The 21963-nt window shown below is 42.3% G+C and carries 21 protein-coding genes; 5 read left to right on the top strand and 16 right to left on the bottom strand.

Translation table 11 applies throughout. From position 1 onward, the window contains the following. Nucleotides 1-19 precede the first annotated feature (19 nt). The 7 genes from C7B70_RS05190 to C7B70_RS28265 form a co-directional block, all read right to left on the bottom strand. Nucleotides 20-1288, bottom strand: coding sequence for a hypothetical protein (locus tag C7B70_RS05190; protein ID WP_106368001.1), 1269 nt, complete (start codon nucleotides 1286-1288; stop codon nucleotides 20-22). A 50-nt stretch (nucleotides 1289-1338) separates the two neighbouring features. After that, on the bottom strand, nucleotides 1339-2691 hold the full coding sequence (locus C7B70_RS05185; RefSeq protein ID WP_106368000.1) for an STM4012 family radical SAM protein: 1353 nt from the start codon (nucleotides 2689-2691) through the stop codon (nucleotides 1339-1341). 78 nt (nucleotides 2692-2769) lie between these two features. After that, nucleotides 2770-3576, bottom strand: coding sequence for an STM4013/SEN3800 family hydrolase (locus C7B70_RS05180; RefSeq protein WP_106367999.1), 807 nt, complete (start codon nucleotides 3574-3576; stop codon nucleotides 2770-2772). Nucleotides 3577-3581: 5 nt separating this feature from the next. Further along, the gene (locus tag C7B70_RS05175; RefSeq protein WP_106367998.1) at nucleotides 3582-4718 is read right to left on the bottom strand and encodes an STM4014 family protein; all 1137 of its coding nucleotides are present in this window, start codon (nucleotides 4716-4718) and stop codon (nucleotides 3582-3584) included. 205 nt (nucleotides 4719-4923) lie between these two features. After that, a complete protein-coding gene (locus tag C7B70_RS05170; RefSeq protein WP_199192068.1) occupies nucleotides 4924-6219 on the bottom strand; it encodes an STM4015 family protein in 1296 nt (431 codons plus the stop codon). A gap of 249 nt (nucleotides 6220-6468) precedes the next feature. Further along, nucleotides 6469-6813, bottom strand: coding sequence for an Hsp70 family protein (locus C7B70_RS28270; protein WP_255409311.1), 345 nt, complete (start codon nucleotides 6811-6813; stop codon nucleotides 6469-6471). Between the two features lie 47 nt (nucleotides 6814-6860). Continuing rightward, nucleotides 6861-7118, bottom strand: a complete 258-nt coding sequence (locus tag C7B70_RS28265; protein WP_255409310.1) for an Hsp70 family protein — start codon at nucleotides 7116-7118, stop codon at nucleotides 6861-6863. Between the two features lie 343 nt (nucleotides 7119-7461). Between C7B70_RS28265 and C7B70_RS05160 the strand changes: the two genes are divergently transcribed. Continuing rightward, a complete protein-coding gene (locus C7B70_RS05160) occupies nucleotides 7462-7647 on the top strand; it encodes a hypothetical protein (RefSeq protein WP_106367997.1) in 186 nt (61 codons plus the stop codon). A gap of 6 nt (nucleotides 7648-7653) precedes the next feature. On the opposite strand, the gene C7B70_RS05155 is transcribed toward C7B70_RS05160, so the two are convergent. Next, nucleotides 7654-8133: a GAF domain-containing protein gene (locus tag C7B70_RS05155; RefSeq protein ID WP_106367996.1), complete on the bottom strand. Its 480-nt coding sequence runs from the start codon at nucleotides 8131-8133 to the stop codon at nucleotides 7654-7656. A gap of 78 nt (nucleotides 8134-8211) precedes the next feature. Beyond that, nucleotides 8212-9795, bottom strand: coding sequence for a ferredoxin--nitrite reductase (locus C7B70_RS05150; RefSeq protein WP_106368066.1), 1584 nt, complete (start codon nucleotides 9793-9795; stop codon nucleotides 8212-8214). A gap of 345 nt (nucleotides 9796-10140) precedes the next feature. Here C7B70_RS05150 and C7B70_RS05145 point away from each other — a divergent pair, with 345 nt between their 5' ends. Then, entirely contained in the window at nucleotides 10141-10380 is a 240-nt protein-coding gene (locus C7B70_RS05145; protein WP_106367995.1) for a toxin-antitoxin (TA) system antitoxin, read from the top strand. Between the two features lie 122 nt (nucleotides 10381-10502). Then, nucleotides 10503-10781 carry a type II toxin-antitoxin system VapC family toxin gene (locus C7B70_RS05140; protein WP_199192065.1) on the top strand — a complete coding sequence of 93 codons (279 nt, stop codon included), beginning with the start codon at nucleotides 10503-10505 and terminating at the stop codon, nucleotides 10779-10781. A gap of 68 nt (nucleotides 10782-10849) precedes the next feature. On the opposite strand, the gene C7B70_RS05135 is transcribed toward C7B70_RS05140, so the two are convergent. The 7 genes from C7B70_RS05135 to C7B70_RS05105 all read right to left on the bottom strand — a co-directional run bounded on the left by C7B70_RS05135 (nucleotide 10850) and on the right by C7B70_RS05105 (nucleotide 20341). Next, nucleotides 10850-13012, bottom strand: coding sequence for a molybdopterin oxidoreductase family protein (locus C7B70_RS05135; RefSeq protein WP_106367994.1), 2163 nt, complete (start codon nucleotides 13010-13012; stop codon nucleotides 10850-10852). 25 nt (nucleotides 13013-13037) lie between these two features. Then, nucleotides 13038-13481: a cyanase gene (gene cynS / locus C7B70_RS05130; RefSeq protein ID WP_106367993.1), complete on the bottom strand. Its 444-nt coding sequence runs from the start codon at nucleotides 13479-13481 to the stop codon at nucleotides 13038-13040. Between the two features lie 2 nt (nucleotides 13482-13483). Further along, nucleotides 13484-14329 carry a nitrate ABC transporter ATP-binding protein gene (locus C7B70_RS05125; RefSeq protein ID WP_106367992.1) on the bottom strand — a complete coding sequence of 282 codons (846 nt, stop codon included), beginning with the start codon at nucleotides 14327-14329 and terminating at the stop codon, nucleotides 13484-13486. Between the two features lie 72 nt (nucleotides 14330-14401). Beyond that, the gene (locus C7B70_RS05120; RefSeq protein ID WP_106367991.1) at nucleotides 14402-16384 is read right to left on the bottom strand and encodes a nitrate ABC transporter ATP-binding protein; all 1983 of its coding nucleotides are present in this window, start codon (nucleotides 16382-16384) and stop codon (nucleotides 14402-14404) included. A gap of 94 nt (nucleotides 16385-16478) precedes the next feature. Further along, nucleotides 16479-17318, bottom strand: coding sequence for a nitrate ABC transporter permease (gene ntrB, locus C7B70_RS05115; RefSeq protein ID WP_106367990.1), 840 nt, complete (start codon nucleotides 17316-17318; stop codon nucleotides 16479-16481). 82 nt (nucleotides 17319-17400) lie between these two features. Next, entirely contained in the window at nucleotides 17401-18732 is a 1332-nt protein-coding gene (locus tag C7B70_RS05110; RefSeq protein ID WP_106367989.1) for a CmpA/NrtA family ABC transporter substrate-binding protein, read from the bottom strand. A 55-nt stretch (nucleotides 18733-18787) separates the two neighbouring features. After that, complete coding sequence (locus tag C7B70_RS05105) at nucleotides 18788-20341, bottom strand: ferredoxin--nitrite reductase (RefSeq protein ID WP_106367988.1); 1554 nt, start codon at nucleotides 20339-20341, stop codon at nucleotides 18788-18790. 407 nt (nucleotides 20342-20748) lie between these two features. On the opposite strand from C7B70_RS05105, the gene C7B70_RS05100 reads away from it, so the two are divergent. Further along, entirely contained in the window at nucleotides 20749-21168 is a 420-nt protein-coding gene (locus C7B70_RS05100) for a ubiquinol-cytochrome c reductase iron-sulfur subunit (RefSeq protein WP_106367987.1), read from the top strand. 101 nt (nucleotides 21169-21269) lie between these two features. Then, a complete protein-coding gene (locus tag C7B70_RS05095; protein ID WP_106367986.1) occupies nucleotides 21270-21962 on the top strand; it encodes a response regulator transcription factor in 693 nt (230 codons plus the stop codon). The last annotated feature ends 1 nt before the right edge of the window (nucleotide 21963 follow it).

The raw sequence follows: 21963 nt of genomic DNA, 5'->3' as shown, positions 1-21963 counted from the left end.
TAAATTATTTTGGCTTGAATTATTCACTAGCAGTACAGTATCGCTCACCTCGATAGGTGAAATTGTCGCAGATGATTTCTATATCTAACTGTTTTAACCGAGTCACCATATCATTAGATAAACAATTGAGAGAGATATTGAGAGTATCTAATTGGTGTACTGCTGGACAATTTAACAAAAATTCCGCGCCATCATCTTCTAAGTTGCCCATAGAGATATCTAACTCTATTAATTGCTCAATTAATGATGACTCAATTAAGGCAAGAGCAATATACACCGAATCATTGCTATGACGCAGCCCTAAATATTTAAGTTTAGAGAATCGCTGACCGGAAATAATGGGCATCACGGGTTTAAGAGGTAAATTTTCAAAATGATCTGTTTCTTCTCCTAGCCATAACTCTAGATATTCCAGTGCAGGTAGTTCAAGAGCGCAAATTTCATTTAGGACTTCGGGGTGCAGTTTATCAGATTCAATTATCAGCGCTTTTAATTTATTGTGATGTAATGGCTCGAATGCTAATTTATCTAATCCATATTCAGAACAACGAATTTTTAATACTTCTAGATTAGGGTAGGCGATCAAAACTTTACTAATATCATTTAATATAATCGAACGAGAGTCGCATTCCGAATTGTCAATGTCTCCAAAGAATACAGCTTTAAGATTTTTAAAATTTTCGCGCGCAGAAACTAATATATCAACTATAGGGTAAAGTGTATAACCACAGAAGCCAAATACCAAAGCTTCGATTTCCTTAGCCCGACGAGCTTTTAGAAGTGATTGAAACTTATCTAGGATAGTAATATTAGATTGATGTGCCTCTTGACTCCAATCATTGGAGACTCTTAAAGCATAAGCCGTTTTTGCTGGATCGATAATTTGAGGAAAAGAGTCAACCTCTATGACTTTTCGATTAGCAAAGGTAGTAGCGTGTCCGTATGGAAGCGGAAGCTCGTTTAATCGTTCAAAGCGAAAGTTACTACAAAATTTGTAATTTTGTACAGCTAATTTAGCTTTTTCCTCTCTTCTTTCTTTCAACAACTGCATAGCTGCATGACGTACCTTTCTAAACTTATCTTTTAAAGCTGCAGTTACTAAATCTAAACCTTCGTTGCCGTAATTTAGCGCCTCACTTAATGCTGCAATTCGGGCTTCAAGACTTAAACTATTCAAGCGATGTTTAACGCCTTGTATTCCTCCCAAAATAACGCCTTGGGATGGGGGTGGCGAAACTCCTCCAAGCACTGCATCATATTCTGTAGGTTGATTTTGGTTGTCATTCATGTTTGATTAGGCATTGGCAAATATAGATTATTTACTAGCAAATTTCACTATTATTTTAATTCGTAGGCTTGCATTAATTGATTAACGCGATCGCTAAATAACCACGCCCCAATTACATCCGACTTCTCAATTCCTGTTGCGGTTAGCTGCAAAACTTGCTGATGGGCGATCGCTAATTTCAAAGCAAAAAGTTGAGATAGTTCGGGAAAGTCTACCATTACATCGCTACTAAACTGCTGCTTGTAATCTTGCTCATTCAAGCCCTCATCAGATAAAAGAGATAACAAAATGTAGCGACGGCGGCGATCTTCCGCGTCTAGTTGAAAGCCATAATTTATGTAATTAAAGGCTTCTGAGGGGGTTTGAATATACGCTTGGAGAATGTCTCGAATTTCTTTAGCTCCTACGGCATAATCATTCGCATAATGTAAAGTATCGGTATAAGAACGCGCCCCGCAGCCTAAGCCTAGCATTCCATCGGCTTGACAGCAGTAGATGGGGGAGGGGGAAGATAAAGTGTTGCGGCTAAACATTCGCATGGAAACTTGAGAGTAGCCTTGGGATAAAAGTAGCGATCGCCCGGTACGATAGCAAGCAGTGCGAACATCATCCCATTCTTTGTCTGTACACCCCAAACCTGTAAGCGGTCGCACGTACAGGGGATAGAGATAAATTTCTTCGGGATCAAAGCGCAAAGCCGATTCAATCGATTGCAACCAGCTATTTACAGTTTGACCAGGTAAACCGTAGATTAAATCGATATTTATGGTAGGAAATCCCGCCTCGCGCATTCGGGTAAGTGCGGCTTCTACTTGGGCGGTGGTTTGACGGCGTTGAGTTGCTAATACTTCGGACTCGATAAAACTTTGTACACCAATACTTACTCTAGTTACACCGCGATCGCGTAACAGTTTCAGTTTATCTCCTGTAGCGGTTTCCGGTGACATTTCCACAGACGCAGGAATATGTTGCAAATTCGCGCCCATCGTTTCTTCAGCAATGTTGAGGATTGTTTCTAAATGGTGAATTGGTAATTGTGTGGGCGTACCACCACCGAGGGCAAATCTAGCAAAAGAAGTCTCTCCCAATTCTGCTTTTACCTTTAAAGCTTGACGCTGCACTGTGCGGATATATTGACTTACAAAGTCTTCATTGTGGGTAACGGTAGTAAACAGATTACAAAATCCGCAACGCATCTCGCAAAAGGGGATGTGGATGTAAAGAAATAGTGATTTTTTATTTTGCTTTGACCACAAATCGGCTAAAGATACAGCAGGATTTAGAGGGCGGTAAGCGGTTTTATGAGGATAGGAGTAGACGTAAGCTTGATAAGGAGATGCTGCGAGGAGAGATTGCAAGTCTTGAATTTTGGGTTGGGGATTTTGAAACTTAGTTGTAATCATTGGATATAAATTTGTGTTGTGAATAATGAAAAATTAGACTTGATCCCGCTAATTCCCAGACATAGCACTGCTACGTCTCTACATCTTTCCTGTCTCCAATAGGAACTCTGCATAGGGAATCGTCCACACTAAGGGATGACTAAGACGATGACCTGTATACCCATCTTCGCCGTAGGTTGTGCCATGATCGGAACAAAGAATACAAAAGGTAGGGCGTTGTCGTAATGCTTCCCAAAGTTTGCTTAACTGGCTATCTATATATTCCAAGGCGGCGGCGTGAGATTCTATCGTGTCTGTTGTAGCACCGGGGAGATAGAAATAATTTGGTTGATGCAGGGCGGAGATATTAATAAATAAAAATAGGCGTTGATTTGCGGGTGTCTTAGCAATGATTTGTTGGGCGATCGCTACCTGATTTTCTGTAGAGTTAGGATTAGTAACTCCTAACTCATGACTCCAATAGCTTTCGGCAAAAAGAGCGGGGAAAACACTACCAAGGGGGTTGAGTTTGTTAAAAAAGCCGACACCGCCGATACAAACAGTGTGATAGCCAATGGCTGCAAGTCCGTCGACAATATTAGAACCATCAAGTACGTAAGTGAGATTATTTGTAGTGGTACTACCTTCAAACCCTAAAGCAAACAGTCGTGGGTGTATTCCTGGGGCGATGGGTGTAGGCAAAAATCCAGCAAAAAAGGCATGATGGGCAGCATAAGTAAAGTTTCCTGGCGAATGGCGTTCTTCCCAACCACTTTTTGGTAAAACTGCGGCTAAGTTGGGGGTGCGTCCTTGTGTTAATAATTCTTGGGCTACGTCATAGCGCAGAGTATCGAAGGTGATAAAAAGAATATCGTGCGTACCGACGATTTGATTTAAATCGATCATAAAAGCTAAATTATTTTTGTTTTTTCAAGAATTGCCTTAACTTCGCTGGTATAGGTGTCTAAACCATTCCAAATAATTCCTGGTAGTAAATCACCAAAAGCATTTATCTCTAAAATTACGTGCCGTTGCCAATCCGGTAATATCAATAAATCGACACCGCAGTACAAACTATGAGGAAATAACGCGGCGGCGGCTGCGCAGGTTTGTTTCATTACTTGCCAATTTTCTAAACCAACTTTTGCTAAAAATTCTTGAGTGTCCCCACGTTCGTTACCCAAATGCAGATTAGTCATTGGGCTTTTACCTAGGCGCACTACTATATGTTGGGCTTCACCATTGATGACAACTACGCGCACATCAAAGCCGCATCCTTGCAACTGGGCTTTAGGTTGCCATTCTTCAACTTGAACGCCCTCGGCGGTCAAAATGTTGATAATGTCGGTAATTTCTTCAGTTTTGGTATAGTGGCAAATTCTCCGAGAATTGTAGAGTAGAGTTTGTTTGTTTTCGCGCACTCTTTCGACGGTGGTAATTGCCGCCTCAAAGCGCGAATTGGCGCGGTAGGCAACAACTCCAGAAGCCGCCGAACCGTGAGATAATTTGACAAATACGCGATCGCATTCCTGTTTAAGCATCTGTTCGCGTAGATGTTCGTAGTTATAAATTTTACCTAAAGAACGGGAAACAGGGATATTGTGGCGAACAAAGACTTCGCAGCATTGCGGTTTATCAAACATAACTGCAATATCTTGGGGATGATTCATTGTCTGACATTGCAATTGTTTTTCCCATTTTTGCAATAGATTCCGCCAGCCTAAATACCATTGTCGAGGATAGAGAATTAGCCCTTTATCAAACTCTAATTGGGCAGCATCCGCCGCGCTAATATGTTGGTGCTGTCCATCGTCTATTACTTCCGCACCTGCGGCAATTATGGCTTTATCTACATCAAAGTTTTTTTCAGGAGAATCAAATCTGATAATAGTATTTGGTGCGTTAAATCGTTCTAAAGTGTCCTTTTCGGCAATTAAATCAGCGTAAGAGATTACCGTTGCAGTTGGTAAATTAAAGTGTGCTAGTGCTTGTTGTAAGAAGCTAATTCGTCTATTTTCTGGATTAGCTATGATGACGAAGTTTAGCATAATTTTACTCTGTCAAAGCATAGTAGCGATCTGCTTCACTGTTAGCCTGTGTTTCACTAATTACTCGACAATTTAACTGATTAATCTCTAAACAATTATGTAGCAATTTCACTCCTTTTCCCGTCAGCGTTCCCATTGATAAATCTAATACTTTTAGGCTGTTAATCAGTGGAGAATTTACTATAGCTTGAGCAACAGCATCTAGTTATTCCGCTACAGAACAATAGCGACCGTGAAGATAGCTATCTTCCTCTACATCTTTCTGTCTATCTGCAAGCACTTGAACGGTTACTTCCGAGCCAAGATTGGGGGAGAGTCGCTCAATCGTAGCTGCTAAATGCTCTAATTTTTGTACTATTGGAGGTGAAAGAAAGTTTTCGGAAACATTGAGAATATCTAACTGAGAAATAGCTGGACAGTTAATTAATTTCTCCGCTCCCTCGTCGCTCAACGTACCCATTGAAAGATCCAAAACGCTGATAGATTCAATTAAAGGCGATCGCACTACAGCATCAGCAATTTCATCGCTAAACTGGCTATTACGCAGCCCCAAATAAGTCAAATTAGGAAATCTTTGTTCAGTTAATATCGGTGTCAAACTCTCAATCCAACAATCGCCGCCATAATCTTCACTCCCAAACCACAACTCAAGATGTTCTAATGCAGGCAAATTAAGGTTGCAAATCTGGGCAACGGTTGTTCGACTCAAACCTCCAGTCTCAACAATGAGCGCTTTTAAATTGTCGTGTCGTACTGGTGGAGTAAATTCTAAGCCATCGCCTCCGCGCACTTGCAACACCTCTAGTTGGGGATAAGCCATCAAAATCGGGCTAATGTCGCTTTGACGAATCCAAGAAATTTCGCATTCGCTGGCGGCAATATCCCCAATGAAAACTGCTTTAATGCTAGTTAACTTATCTTTGGCAGCAACTAAAGCATCTATAAGTTGTTTGCTAGATGAATTTTCATCCGCTTCCAGCCACATCCCAAAAACCAACGCTTCCAACTTGCTAGCTAGTGGATCTTGTAGAAGTCTTGCAAGCAAGCAAGCTAAATCTTCCGCATCGTCATATTCACATCTCAAGGCATAAGCCGTATTTACATGATCGGTCATGCCTGTTTCAGGGCAAAATTCTATAACTGGGCGATCGCTAAATCGATTAACGTGTCTATCTTTGTACCCTAAATATTCCTCTAGTCGCTCAAATCGTTGCCAAAGACTATACTTTTGTAACAATTGCTTGACTTGCGGCTCTTGTCTTTTGCGTAATAGCCTATAAGCAGAATGCTGTAGCTTTCTCGATCCAGTTTGCAAAGCTTGTAGCACTACTTCCAAACCAACATCGCCAAAGTTCAAAGCTTCCTTGAGTGCAGCCGTTTGTACTTCTAGCACTGGATTTGATAGACGGCGTTTAATGCTGTCAATTCCGCCTTGGAGTGGAGACAGGGTTTCTCTCCCCAAAACTTCATCTTTACTTGGTTGATTCTGCTGTTCTGACATGATGCTACCTATGTACTCTTTTTATAATTCCCATAAACAAAGCTATTGCGATCGCACTCAACCATCGCAAATTATTAAGATTATTTATTTTATATAGTACATTAGTTCTATAAAACTCAAAGAATCGCTCAGATTATTTGAGTTTAGCGATCGCACCTTTTTCAACTAGCATTTTGCCTGTAAGCAAATCCTTGACTGTAGCCACCAATACTCGCTGCTCATTTACCTCAAATTGCACCTGTATGTGGTCTATTCCGGCTTGACCTGCGGGTTCGAGGTGAGCGACACAAACTTGCTGATGGGCTTATTTAACTTCACTCGTCCCCGCCCAAAATAGGCATTTACAAGTTGCTGCACCGCCGGAATTTGACAAGTTCCCCCAACTAACAACACCTGTTCGATAGCAGCTTTGCCAATACCTTTAGAAAGAGCGATCACCAATATTTCATTTATGCAATCTCGTAATTGTTGTAGTAACTGATGGTTTTCGAGAATCTCTGCTAATTCGTCCCGTTGCAATTGCAAATCGTAAGACATAAAATTTTCACGATCAAACCAAGCTTCTTTTGCTGATTCGGCAGTAGAGAGGCGAATTTTTAGCCTTTCTACGACTTCTAACAGGTTCCTGAAGCCGATTTCTCCTACTTGCTCTTGCCCTGACCGCCTTTAAGCAAGTAGCGTTCTACAATCCATGTGTCAATATCAATACCGCCAATAAAAGCATCAGACTTAGTAATAACTTCTGCTTTAATGGTTTGTTGTTCGGCAGTAATACTAATAGTTTTTACTAAATTTAGATCCAAAGTACCGCCGCCAAAATCAATTACCAAAACTATAGCGCCAGGACGATTAACGGCACAGCCAAGGGCGGCGGCGGTAGATTCGTCTACAATCTGCACGTTGAAAATATTTAGTTTTTCTCCCAAATTGCGAAACCAGTTTTGAAAGCGCTCGAAAGCGCCTACAGGGCAGTAAAAACAACTAAAATACTGATTGACGTAAGGTAAATTTATTTGGGCGATCGCATCTTTGTTCGCTGGTGATGTTGCGATTGGAGTTTAACTAACGCTAACTAGGAGATCACACAAGCAAATAGTAGGCTGCCTAAAAACGCTATTTTTCAACCAATTCCATTGAGATTGTTTGCTAGTAAACAGTTTCCTCAAAATAACTCGTTAAAATAGTAGAAGCAGTACAGCTTTATTGTCGTACCCCGTTGAGTTATAGGTTTACAAATTTTTTATGGACTCCAGTAGTACACCGTCTGTCAATCCCCCTAGATCGACTCATAGATTGGCAGACATTTTTGGCACAGCGATCGCACTACTAACTTTAACTTTGCCCCTGTGGGTAATTGCTCATTACTCCTCAAACAGTGTTAGTAGTTTTATCACACCGATCGCCTATCCCCTACAAAGCCCCCCATAAAACTTACTACGTTAACGCCGTAGTTAAGCTAAGAGATTTTTCTAAATCGGCAGCTATGGCGGTAATAAAGTTAACTTTTTGCTCTTTGCGATCGCCAGCAGTACGCATAAAAAATACTAGCACTACTATTACTTCGCGATCGCATTTAATCGGGATACCAAAGCCAGCTTTGACACCACACGCTTTAGCGATCTGATTGCGTAAAAAATACGTTTCCGACCTAGCAGAGACATCTACAATCCATTCTGGTTGTCCTTTTGCCCAAACTCTGCCTGGTAAACCTTGATTTGGCGGAATCACAAAAGCTTCACTACAAAGGCGAAATTTCTCGATTGCTTCGGTATCTGGGCGACTGTACCAAACTGGACTAAGTTCTAAAATGTCAGATACAGGAATCCACGCCTCGCCATAATCCCAGTCGCCTGTTTTGCAGACAAGTTTGATCGCCTCGTACAGTTGAGATTGGAAATATGCTGAGTTGAGCATGACTTAAGCTAGGCTTTGTAGCAAATGGTTATGGCGATCGCTCCTGTTCATTGTAAGGTATGCCAAAGAAGCAGGATATTAATTGCTGCTAACAGTTAAAAATTCTTGTGGTACAAAGCGTTCTGGCGATTGCTTTTGTTTTGCACCAAAATGTTCAATTAACAAGTCTTTCAGCACTGGTTTAAGGTCGTCGCAAGGAATTTGTTTCATTATCCGGCTACCAAGTTCAGCTTCAAAGCCTACTTTTCCACCCATCCAAATATCTACAGCTTCTACAACCTGCCCGTTTTTGCGTCCTTTTGTCCCCATTAAGCCAATATCGGCAACTTGTGGCTGTCCGCAAGAATTAGGGCAACCAGTCCAATGAATACGCACAGGTTGCTCTACAGTAAGTTCAGCTTCTAAAGCTTTTATCATTGCCAAGGCGCGATTTTTTGTTTCAATTAAGGCAAATCCGCAAAATTGACTCCCTGTACAAGAAACTAACCGCCGCGATAGGTTTTCAGGATTGAGAGAAAAACGCTCTAAAAGTGGCTCTTTCAAAAATGGTTCTAGCCTAGAGTCAGGAATATTAGGAATAATTAGATTTTGTTCAACAGTGAAGCGAATTTCCCCAGTACCATAAACCTCCGCCATCCGCGCTAAATCAAACATATCTTGAGCATACAAGCGCCCAATGGGAATATGTACCCCCGCAAAGTTTAAGCCGGGTTGCTTTTGTTTAGACACGCCTATATGGTCGTATTTATTCCACATAAATTCGTCTTTCTCAGCAGCAATTTCTAGGGGATGACCAATTTGGGTTTCTACTTGGGCGCGGAACTCCTCTATTCCCCATTTGTCAATCAGATACATCAGGCGCGATTTTTGTCTATTTGCTCGTAAACCATGATTTCGATAAGTCAGTAAAACAGCTTTACTTAGTGCGACTACATCATCAGGACTAACCCAAACATTAAGCGGTATGGCGGCGACGCAAAGTTTGGGTGAAAACATCCCGCCGACAATTACATTAAAGCCGATAGTATCGTTTTTGTAAGCAGGGATAAAAGCCAGGTCGTTAAGTTCGGCGTGGACGGAATTATCTTTGCAACCAGCGATCGCAATGTTAAATTTGCGTGGTAAGTTAACCATTGCTGGGTTGCCTTCACCATTATTTGTAATCATGTCTTGCACCATGCGACACAATCCTCGCGTATCGATTAGTTCATCGGGATCGATACCTGCTAGAGGCGAACCTGTAATATTGCGAACGTTGTCTACACCCGACTGCACCGAAGTTAGCCCATATTGATGCAGTTTTTTAAAGATATCTGGTACATCTTCAATCCGAACGCCGCGCAACTGAATATTTTGCCTAGTGGTGATATCTGCGTTACTTTCATCGCCGTACTGTTGGACAATTTCAGCTAAAGCCCGCATTTGACTTGCGATAATTATGCCGTTAGCTAGGCGCATTCGCAGCATAAATTTACCGGGAGTAACGGTACGATAAAACAACCCTAAGTCGCGCAATCGGTAATCGCGGTCGGCTTCGTCCATGGCTTCCCAGCCAATACTTGCTAAATAATCTAGTTCTTGCTTGAGGACTAAACCATCTTTTTCAGCTTTGATTTTTTCAAATTTGTTTAAAGTTGGCTTACTTTCTCCGGCTTGAGTCAATTCTTGAAATTCGGTTGCTTCTTGGGTGGCGTTTTCGTCGGTCATAGCTTTAATTTGATGGGATTTATTAATTAAGGGCTGAAATATATCTTTTCTATTTAAGCTATGCCTTTTAGTTATTCGGTTTTGTAGAAGTAGTTACAAAAGCCGATTTAAACCATTCAAACCTACCTTTTGATATACCTGTCAATATTTATACTTGGTTGCTTATACAGGAAATAATTAAAAGATTTTATTGGAGTGCATTAGGCACAAAACGTAGATAAGTAATTTTTCAATTTGACTAGGGCATCTTAGAGATGTCTATTAGTTATAATGCTGGTGATGAGTAGGGCATAAATAAAAATGTCACCAAAAACTTTCGATATTGCTAACTTATCGGATAATTTAGCTGATTTATTGTCAGACATCCAAAATCATGTTGAAGTGACGCTAACTCGGCAGGGAGTACCTTGGGCGAAGGTTTTGCCTTTGTCTCAAACCGAAGAACAGCCTGTAATTCCCAAAGCGGGTTTAAATCGTGACTCTATGGTAATGAGTAATGATTTTGACGATCCTTTGCCAGATTCTTTTTGGGGTTTATGAATGTTTTATTAGATACTCATATTTTTATTTGGTGGGACGCGCGAACCTGAGAAGTTATCACCAAATATTTTTAGCTTGCTACAACGAACGGATACAACACGATATGTCGGTGTTGTTAGTTTGTGGGAATACAAATTAAAAATCAATTGGGCAAGCTAGAGCTTAATCAATCACTAGAGAACATTTACAATAGCCAAAGTAAAAATGGGATTTCTTTTCTGCCAGTTATGCCTGCCCATGTTGCCAACTTGAATAATTTACCTCTACATCATAAAGATTCCTTTGACCGAATGTTAGTTTCTCTAGCTTTAGTAGAAGGTTTAACACTGATTTCGGTAGACAAAATATTTAAACTTTACAACGTGCCATTATTGTCTAGTGACTTCGGATTGAGTGTTTAGTATATCCTTATGGAAGGAGAAAGAGTTTGAGCATTTTTAGCAAAAAGCCGTAAAAGATGCGGTTAATTCTAAGAGCGAGTTTGCAACAAACTAACACTACTGTAATCGGCTGGTTTAACCGCCAAACTAACTATTTGCACAGCACAAGCTTTTAATTCTGGCTGCAATGAGTCGGGACAAGATATTGGGTGAGTGAGGGCGTTTGCTTCAGATTTTTCTGCCCACAAATAACCCCAGTGCATCGGCACAAAAACTGTATTAGGTGCGATCGCTTTAGTAATTTTAGCAGGGAACTGAGCAATGCCCCGACGACTTCGTACTTCTACCCATTCATTGTCTGCAATGCCTAGTTTATGCGCATCGCGGGGATGAATTTCGATAAATGGTTCGGGGTGCATTTGTCTAATTTTATCAATGCGTCCGGTGCGAGTTTGGGTATGCCAATGTCCGTATAACCTGCCTGTAGTCAAGACAAAAGGATATTCTGGATCGGGAGGTTCGGCAAGTCCCCGCGAGTGACAAGAAGTAAATTTAGCCCGTCCGTCTGCTGTCGGAAAACGCAAATCGGTATAAAGCCTTTTAGGGGAAATATCGCCTTTGTCGGGACAGGGCCATTGAATTGCACCTTCAGTTAAAAGCTTTTCGTGGCTAAGTCCTGTGATATCGCAAGGGCGATCGCGCGTTAGTTGGACAAATTCATCGTACACTTGGGCGGAACTTGTAAAAGCAAACTTATCGCCAAATCCGAGCCTTTTTGCAACTTGGGCGATAATGTCCCAGTCAGCTAAAGCTGACCCCACCGGAGGACGAAAAGCCGAACATAACGTAACCACTCGTTCGGAATTGGTCATTGTGCCAGTTTTTTCGCCCCATTGTGCCGCAGGCAATAAAACATGAGCGTAGGCGGTCGTTTCTGTAGGGTAGTAAGCGTCTTGACAGATAGTAAAGGGCGACTTAGAAAGTGCAGCTTTGACGCGCTCTAAGTCCGGTAAACTAACGGCGGGATTGGTTGCCACAATCCATAAAAACTCGACTTCACCCGTTTCAAGTCCAGTAATAATATCCCAAGCCGTGCGACCGGGATAAGGCGAAATCTGTCCGGGGGGAAGTTGCCAAAATTGTTCCAAGTCTTGCCGATGCTGGTCATTACTCACCGATCGATAGCCGGGTAATAGGTGCGCTAACCCGCCTACTTCCCTTCCCCCCATTGCGTTAGGTTGACCTGTGAGGGAAAAAGGGCCGCTCCCAGGCTTGCCAATTTGTCCGGTAAGGAGGTGTAAATTAATCAGACTGCATACTTTAGCTGTACCTTCAGAAGACTGGTTTACTCCTTGCGACCACAAAGATAAAACCCGCTCTGATTGGCTCCAATAACGCGCCGCAAGTTCAATATCTGCTACAGAAATTCCGCAGCGTTTGGCAACTTCTTGGGGTGGGTAGTGCTGGATTACTTCAGCAAAGTCCGAAAATTGGCTCGTGCATTCATCTATAAAACTTTTGTCTATCTCTCCCCAATGCCGCAGTAAGTAAGCAATGCCATTGAGCAAGTCAATATCTGTACCTGGTTGAATGGCTAAATGCAGGTCTGCAACTTCTGCTGTAGGGGTGCGCCTAGGATCAACAACAATTAGTTTGACATCATGGTGGCGCTTGTGGTGTTTTTGCAGGCGGTTAAAAACAATTGGGTGACACTCTGCCGCATTTGCCCCAATAATAAAAGCACAGTCTGTTAGTTCTAAGTCGTCGTAGCAGCAAGGAGGCCCGTCAGAACCCAAGCTTTGCACGTAACCCGCTACTGCCGAAGACATACAGAGGCGCGAATTTGAGTCAAAATTATTTGTACCGAGACAGCCTTTAAGTAATTTTTGGGCAACGTAGTAGTCCTCGGTCTGCATTTGCCCAGAACCGTACATACAAACGGCATCGCCTCCCGACTTTTCGTACACCGATTTGAGGCGACTAGCGACTAAATCTAGAGTTTCATCCCAACTAGCGCGGCGAAAAGGCTGGTCTAAAGATTCGCGTATCATTGGATAAAGAGCGCGATCGCAATCTATCGACTCAGTAATTGTTGCACCTTTAACACACACCATTCCTTTACTAGAGGGATGAGCGCGATCGCCTTTTACTTTCCAATTTGAGTTTCCTGGACTTGAAGCATTAGGGGGCAACACTTCCAAACCGCAGCCTACACCGCAGTAAGGACATAGTGTTTTTACATTATCTGTCACCGTTTGTCACCCCTTTATACTTGCACTACCATTTTTTATAAGGTAGAAATTTTCCTGACATTGTGATTTTGACGCGATCGCCTTTTGGATCTGTTTCTTTTTCGACATTGAGTGTAAAGTCTATGGCGCTCATAATTCCGTCGCCAAACTCCTCTTGAATCAAGGCTTTGAGGGGCATTCCATAAACCTGCATAATCTCATAGAACCGATACAGTAAGGGATCTGTAGGCATTACGGGGTCTAGAGAGCCTTTAACGGGAAATTCCGTTAGTTTTTGAGCGATTTGCGGCGGTAAATCTAAAGCTTGAGCTAATTTGCTTGCTTCATCTTCTGAAGCTGTAGCTTGACGATAAATTAAGGCTGCTACCCACATTGGATCGCGCCCTAACAGTTTGCCCAAGTCTTGAAAGCTCATGCTTTTAACTTGTTTGGCTCTTAATAGTTCTGCGGTAATTTCTAAGTTTGTCATTATTAATCGTCGTCGTGAGCAAAACGGCGAAATAGGAAATCAAGGGCGTAGTTACGCAAGTTGTAGTATTCGGGATCTTCCAACATCTGGGCGCGGTTGCGGGGACGAGGGAAGGGGATATTTAAGACTTCGCCAATTTTTGCCGATGGCCCGTTAGTCATCATAACTAAGCGATCTGCCAAAAACAGCGCTTCGTCGATGTCGTGAGTAATCATCAATACCGTTACTTGATAATCTTGCCAAATTTTCAATAATTCTTCTTGCAATTCTTCTTTAGTGATTGCGTCCAATGCCCCAAAAGGTTCATCTAAAATCAATACTTGAGGGCGAATCGACAAAGCACGGGCGATCGCCACTCTTTGTTTCATCCCTCCCGATAACTGCGTCGGCTTTTTGTCAGCCGATTCTGTTAAACCCACCATTGCTAAATGTTCATTGACAATTGCTCTTTTTTGTGCTTCTGGCTTGTCAGGATAAACCGAATCTACAGCTAAATAAACGTTTTCAAAGGCAGTCATCCAAGGCAATAAGCAATAGTTTTGAAACACCATCATCCGGTCGGGGCCGGGTTCAGTTATTGCTTTTGATTGCAGTCTAACTTCACCATCGGAGGGGGTATTAAATCCTGCCACCATATTTAGCAGCGTTGATTTTCCACAGCCAGAGTGACCAATGAGGCAAACAAACTCACCTTCACCTACGCTAAGTTCTACGCCATCTAAGACTGTGTAGGGGCCTGTGGGAGTGGGATAAATTTTTGAGACATTCTCAATAACTAAGAAAGGTTCTTTTTTAGGCGTTGTCGTAGTTACTGGAGAAGTCGCGTTATTAGTTGTAAGTATTTGCATAGTTTTGGAGGATTGAATGCTAAATTGTGCGCTTAAGTAAGTTTTGGTGAGGGTTTGCTTATCTACTGGCGGTTAAATCAAACATACTTCTTGAATCCGTAAAGGCTGTTTAATTTTCAGACTGTTGAGATACTTAATTGGATCTTCTGGATCAAAAACAATCTCGTCAAAGATCATTGTTCTAGGATCTCGTCCAGTATCCAAAAAGCCTAATTCTCTTGCGGCTTCACCAAATATATCCGCACGGCAAACGCGATCAAGGATTTCTTGCCAGTTTTTGGGAAATGGTGCTAAACCCCAACGGGCTAATTGCGTCATCATCCATAACCTTTCTGCCCGGTCTGGGTAGTTGGTTTTGTTGACGTAGAATTGGTTAAAGGTATACATTTGCACGGGTTCTGTGCCATCTCCGCGCTCGTAAGGATCGAGAAATCCGGGGCGAGTATAAACGGGTGCTGAACCAACGTATTCTGGGCGGCAGAGGATTTCAACAATTTCTTCTCGATTACGCCAGTCGTCACAGTATTCGCAAGCTTCAAGCAAGGCTTTAACTAAGGCTACATGAGTTTGGGGATATTTATTTGCCCATTCTTCTGTTACACCTAAAACTTTTTCTGGATGCCCTGCCCAAATTTCTAAATCTGTCGCAATCACAAAGCCTAAGTCTTCGTACACGGCGCGAGAATTCCAAGGTTCGCCAGAACAGTAGCCGTCAATATTACCCGCTTTGAGGTTTGATACCATCTGCGGCGGTGGAATTACTGTTAAGCTGACATCTGTATCGGGGTCAATTCCGCCAGAAGCTAACCAGTAGCGCAATAGTAAGTTGTGCATCGACGCAGGATGCACCATCCCTAAAGTATGGACTTTATCAGGAGAAGATGCGATCGCTTCTTTAAAATCTGCTAGGGTTCTTACCCCTTGGTCGAACAGCTTTTTGCTAAAAGTAATTGCGTTACCGTTGCGCGACAAATTCATGGCACTAACTATAGGAATTGGCGGTTTATCACCCGCGCCCAAAGTTAAAGCTAAGGGCATTGCCGCGACCATTTGCGCCGCATCTAAGCGCCCCGTACCGACACCTTTAGCAATTTCTTTCCAACTTGGTTCACGGCTAAGGGTTACTTCTGTTAAGCCGTATTTTTCAAAAAAGCCTTTTTCTTTAGCAACTACTAACGGGGCGCAGTCGGTGAGGGGAATAAAGCCAAGTTCTAAATTTACCTTTTCTAAACCATTGCCTGCTAAAACTACTTTTTGCCTTGCTTTACGCTGTTTGGCGCGTTTTTGCTGATTGAGGAAATAAATTATTTCGTTCCGCAAGCCGTAGTAACTGGGGTGGTTGACTACTTCCATCTTTTGACGAGGGCGAGGTATTTCAACGTCAAGAATCTGCCCAATTTGCGCTTCTGGCCCGTTCGTCATCATCACAATGCGATCGCTTAATAGCAATGCTTCATCGACATCATGAGTCACCATCACGCAAGTTAAGTTGCTTTCGTTGCAGATTTTCATCAATTGTTCTTGCAAACCACCGCGCGTTAAAGCGTCTAATGCCCCAAAAGGTTCATCTAGTAGCAGTAGTTTGGGGCGAATTGCTAAAGCACGGGCAATGGCAACTCTTTGTTTCATTCCTCCCGATAATTGCCCAGGACGCTTATTAGCTGCGGCGCGCAGCCCTACTAAATCGATGTGATGTTCGACAATTGATTTGCGTTCGCCTTTTGGTTTATTTTGATAAACTTCGTCTACTGCCAAGCTGATATTTTCCAATACGCTTAACCAAGGCAATAAAGAGTAGTTTTGAAACACTACCATGCGATCGGGCCCTGGTTCTCTAACCTCGCGCCCTTCTAAAATCACTCCGCCCGTGGTTGCTCTATCCAATCCAGCAATAATATTTAATAAAGTGGATTTGCCACAACCAGAGTGACCAATCAAGGAAACAAATTCGCCTTGAGGGATCTTGAGGTCGATATTTTTTAAGGCTGTGTAGCTGTTGCCGTTGGGCAAGGGAAAGATGCGATCGATGTGGTCTACTTCAACAAATACAGACATGACTTATTTAAGGCTGAAGGGTAAAGGCTACTAGGAAAACTTGGGAAATTCTTATTTACGCTTGATCTTGCGTAAGATACTCTATTTTTGCCACTTATTTCTGTTCTTCTGGAACTACTTTGCTGGCAACAAATGCTACCAATCGATCTAGTATCAGACCTACAATCCCAACGTAGATTAGTGCCAAGATAATTTGACTCAACAGCGAACTATTGTAAGCATCCCAAATAAAGAAGCCAATTCCCACACCCCCAACGAGCATTTCCGCCGCTACAATTGCCAACCAAGATAAACCGATGCCAATTCTTAACCCTGTAAATATATAAGGAACGGTAGCCGGAAATAGGATTTTAAAGAAATACTTAGAACCAGACAATTTCAACACTCTAGCCACGTTGCGGTAGTCTTGGGGCAATTGTTGAACGCCTACAGTTGTATTGATAATAATCGGCCAAATCGACGTGATGAAAATAACAAAAATTGCCGAAGGGTTAGATTGCTGAAATGCTGCCAAGGAAATCGGCAACCATGCTAAAGGGGGAACCGTCCGCAATACTTGAAACAAAGGGTCTACAGCGTTATATACCCACACATTAGCCCCAATTAAGATTCCCAACGTAATCCCGACAATCGCTGACAAAGAGAAGCCAATAGCAACCCGTTGTAAGCTTGCCAATAGTTGCCAACCGAGTCCCTTATCTGTACCACCGTTATCAAAAAAGGGATTAATAATAAAAGGATCCCAAGTTTCTTTGACCATCGTAATCGGCGATGGCAATCTAGGGCTATCACCTAGAGTTAACAACAGCCAGATACTTGCAAAGATAGCGATCGCAATTATTGGCGGTAGAATTTTTTTTGTAACAATTGCAGTAATTTCTTTTTGGGCAGTTTTCTTTTTACTTTTAGTTCGACTGGGAAGGGTAGCGGTCATCCTTTAACTTCTCCTAAGTGTGGCGATTTACTTGATAGGCGGATGTCAGTGCAGTAGCTTACTTCTCTGCACTAACAAAGGATTAAGCTTTTTTAATCTTGAGAGATTTCAAGTAAGCGGCGGGGTTTGCGGGGTCGAACTTGACACCATCAAAAAACGTTTCTACCCCGCGTGATGTACTGGTAGGAATTTCGGCGGCGCTTACTCCTAGTTCTTTAGCGGCTTCTTTCCACAAGTCTTCACGGTTTACTTGATCGATAATTTTCTTTGTATCTGTATCGGCTGGAAGCTTACCCCAACGGATGTTTTCTGTCAAAAACCATAGGTCATGACTCTTGTAAGGGTAAGAAGCATTGTCTGCCCAAAACTTCATTCTGTATGGGTAGTCTTTGACTGTGCGACCGTCGCCGTAGTCAATATTGCCTTTAGAGCGCTCAATAATATCTTTAGCTGGCACTTTAAACCATTTCTGCTTAGAAATAATTTCCACCATTTCGTCTTTGTTTTCGGCTTTTTCGCACCATTGTTGAGCTTCTTGAACTGCCATTAGCATTGCTTTGGCGGCATTAGGATTTTTATCTACCCAATCAGCCCGCATCGCAAAAGCTTTTTCGGGGTGGTCTTTCCAAAGCTCACCTGTAACTAAAGCCGAGTAACCTTGCTTCTGGTTTACTAGCTGGGCATTCCAAGGCTCTCCAACGCAGAATGCTTCCATATTGCCTACTTTCATATTGGCAACCATTTGGGGCGGCGGCACGGGAACTACAGAGATGTCTGAATCAGGATTGACCCCCCCGGCGGCTAACCAGTAGCGCATCCACAGGTCGTGATTACCGCCTGGAAAAGTGATCGCGGCTTTGAGTTCTTTCCCAGAGGCAACAGATTTACTAAAAGCATCTTTTAGCGGCGCGCTGTCTAAGCCCACCTTCATATCTTTATAAGTATTAGCAACCGAGATGGCTTGCCCGTTGGTATTTAACCGCGCCAAAATGTACATTGGTATCGGCTTACCTTGGGTAATCGTTCCTAATGCCATTAAGTAAGGCATTGGTGATAATATATGCGCTCCATCAATACCGCCGCCGCCAGAACCCAATACCAAGTTATCGCGGGTTACGGGCCAAGAGGCTTGTTTTTCTACCTTTACATCGGTCATGCCGTACTTGGCATAAATTCCTTTTTCTAGCGCTACAATCAGGGGTGCGGAATCTGTAAGAGCGATAAATCCTAACTTAGCGCTGGTGGTTTCTACTTTTGGGGCATTAGCCGCAGCCACAACACTCGCAACAGGGCTTGCAGTTCCACCACTACTATTAGTATCCGTTGAACCAGAGGAGCAACCATGCGCTAATAGAGTTCCGGTAGTAGCTGCGCCTGCGGTGATAATAAATTGTCTTCTGGAAATGTTTGTCATTGTCTGCTGTTAATTAAATTTTCGTAAGTTGTCTAAGAGATTTGTAGTTTTGACTTCAGGTAGAAACCAAAACTTTTTCTCTCGGTTTTGCTTGAAAATGCTCGATTAGCAAGTCACGCAATACAGGTTGCAAGTCTTCGCAAGAAATGCCTTTAGTTACGCAAGTTCCTAAATGCGCGTCTTTACCAACTGTCCCACCCATATAAATGTCAACTCCTTCTACAGGTTTGCCATTTTTACGGGCTTTGGTTCCCATCAATCCGATATCTGCAACTTGGGGTTGTCCACAAGAATTGGGGCAACCTGTCCAGTGAATGCGGACAGGACGGCTTAACTCTAATTCTTGAGCTAAGAAAGCAATTTCTTTTAAAGCGCGATTTTTGGTTTCAATTAAGGCAAAGTTGCAAAATTGCGCCCCTGTACAAGAAACTAATCCGCGCATTAAGGGTTCTGGATCAATAGAAAATCTCGCTAAGATGGGTTCATTTAGTAATGCTTTTAAGCGCGAGTCGGCAATATTGGGAATAATCACGTTTTGCTCGACGCTAAACCGAATTTCGCTATTACCATACACTTCCCCTAGTCTTGCTAGATCGAACATATCTTGAGCAAATAAGCGCCCAACGGGAATATGTAAGCCTACATAATTCAAGCCTGGTTGTTTTTGGCTATAAACGCCAATATGATCGCGTTTTTCCCAATCTATTGCATCTTTTTCGGCGGCGCTAACTAAGGTTTTACCTAATTGCTTTTCAACTTCTGTACGAAATTTCTCTAAACCCCATTCATCAATTAGCCACATTAGCCGAGATTTTTGTCGATTCGCTCTTAGCCCGTTGTCGCGGTAAACTTCTAAAACTGCTCTGCATACGGCTACTACGTCCGATGGTGCTACCCAAGCATTTAAAGGAATCGCCGCATCGCAGCGCTTGGCAGAGAAAAAGCCACCAACTAAGACATTAAAGCCAAATTGCTCGTCTTTATAAGCGGGAATAAATGCTAAATCGTTGATTTCGGCGTGAATTGAATTGTCTCGCCCGCCCGAAAGGGCAATATTAAACTTTCTGGGTAAGTTTGTAAATTCTAAATTACCTTCACCGTTACCCGTAATCATGTCCTGAATTTGACTTGCTAGTTCCCGCGTGTCAAATAGTTCGTCTGCATCTAATCCAGCTATAGGATCTCCTGTAATGTTACGAACGTTGTCCATTCCCGACTGGACGCTGGTTAAGCCTACTTGCTGCATTTTATTAAAAATATCTGGCAAGTCTTCTATTCTTACGCCGCGCAATTGAATATTTTGCCTAGTTGTAATGTCCGCGCAACCGTCATCGCCGTAATTTTCGACTATTTCTCCCAAGGTTCGCAACTGCTGGCTATTTATAATCCCGTTAGGTAAACGCATCCGCATCATGAATTTGCCGGGGGTGACGGGACGAAAAAATACGCCCAACCACTTTAGCCGATGTTCTCTATCGGTGTCGTCCATAGCTTCCCAGCCTATAGACGCAAATTGAGCCAATTCTGCTTTTACCGCTAACCCATCTTTTTCTTTTTTAAGCTTCTCAAATTTATTTAGGCTCGTTTTGGCGATCGCATCTTCTGTCATGAACTAAACCTTATATTTTCGTTTACCTAGCTTTGAAGTCGCATAAATTTAAAAAAGCTGCTATTTGTTGCTAGGTTATTAGACTTCAAGCACTAAGTTCGTATCTTGCGCTACACCATTTGGAAGAACTAAGAATCGTTCTGTTTAGGCGCGATGCTTGTATTTAGGCACTCATTGCTTAGACAATTTTTAAATGCTTGTTATTATTCAAGTTAGGATTAATTAACAATTAAGTTCGTATCTTTAGTAACAAAATATTGAGTTATATGACTAAAACGCATAAAAATTATGCATTTTTTTCATAAAATACCTGTCAAAAGAGAGATGAATTAATAAAATAACAGCTAAAAATCTGGGGATACTGTTAATTTTTGCAAATTTTTTAAATCAAAACTAAGGACAATGGTATGAATCGTCGAGCTTTTTTGAACTGGGTAGGTGTAGGTTGGTTAGCAAGTTCTTTGCCCATTGCGATCGCCGCGTGTACCCCCACTACTCAAGCAGAAGCGAATAATAAAGGTGGGTTTAAGCCCGTAGGTACAACAGCACAGTTAGGTAAAAATAATCAGTTGCTTAACAAAAGGTCTCCAGTTGGTGCAGTTTTAGTAGTTCGTACCAGTCCCACCAGCAATCTTAGCGCTGTAAATCCTACCTGTACTCACGCTGGTTGTGCTGTAACGTGGGCTGCGAAGTCACAAAAATTTGTTTGTCCTTGCCATGCTTCAGAATTTGGCACAGATGGCAAAGTATTAAAAGGGCCCGCTTCTAAGCCTTTGAAAACTTACAAAGCTAAAATTGAAGGCAATTCGGTTTTAGTTAGTTTGTAAATAGCTAATCTTGTAGATAGCCGCCATCATGCAATAGGTATTAATTATCTATGAAGTGGAAGACTATCGTTGTTTAAAAATCTTAGAGGAAACTTAAATTAATGTCGTCAGCACAACTGTTATTGGTAGATGATGAGCCAGGATTGCGCGAGGCTGTCAAAGATTATTTAACCGAAAGTGGCTTTAGCGTTCAAGTAGCAAGTAATGCTCGTGAAGGCTGGGAATTGATGCAACAAACAACCCCCGACTTGGTAATCTCTGACATTATGATGCCCCAAGTAGACGGCTACCAGTTTCTCAAACAATTGCGCGACGATGCTAGATTTACAGCCCTTCCTGTGATATTTTTAACCGCCAAAGGCATGACAGGCGATCGCATTCAAGGCTATCAAGCGCGGTGCGATGCTTATTTGTCTAAACCTTTCGATCCTGACGAATTGGTAGCGATCATCGAAAACTTGCTTGAACGTCGTGTAGTTGCACCTACCAAGGAAAACGGCGAAATCCCCGATCTTGCCGATTTAGCTAATCAAATTGCCCAAATTAAGGCGATTCTTACTCAAAAAAACGGTATTGTGCAAACGCCGATGCCATTTAAAATTGACCTCACACCTAGAGAACAAAGCGTACTAGATTTAGTTACAACCGGGCTAATGAATAAAGAAATTGCCCGTCAACTGCAAACTAGCGTCCGCAATGTCGAAAAATATGTTAGTCGTCTATTTAGCAAAACTGGGACAAATAGCCGCACAGAATTAGTACGTTTTGCTTTAGAACATGGATTAGCTAAATAGT

The sequence above is a fragment of the Chlorogloea sp. CCALA 695 genome, assembly GCF_003003885.1.
Classification (GTDB): Bacteria; Cyanobacteriota; Cyanobacteriia; order Cyanobacteriales; family Chroococcidiopsidaceae; genus Aliterella.
The sequence above is the reverse complement of the archived record's forward strand: the minus strand, read 5'-3'. Positions and strand labels throughout refer to the sequence as shown.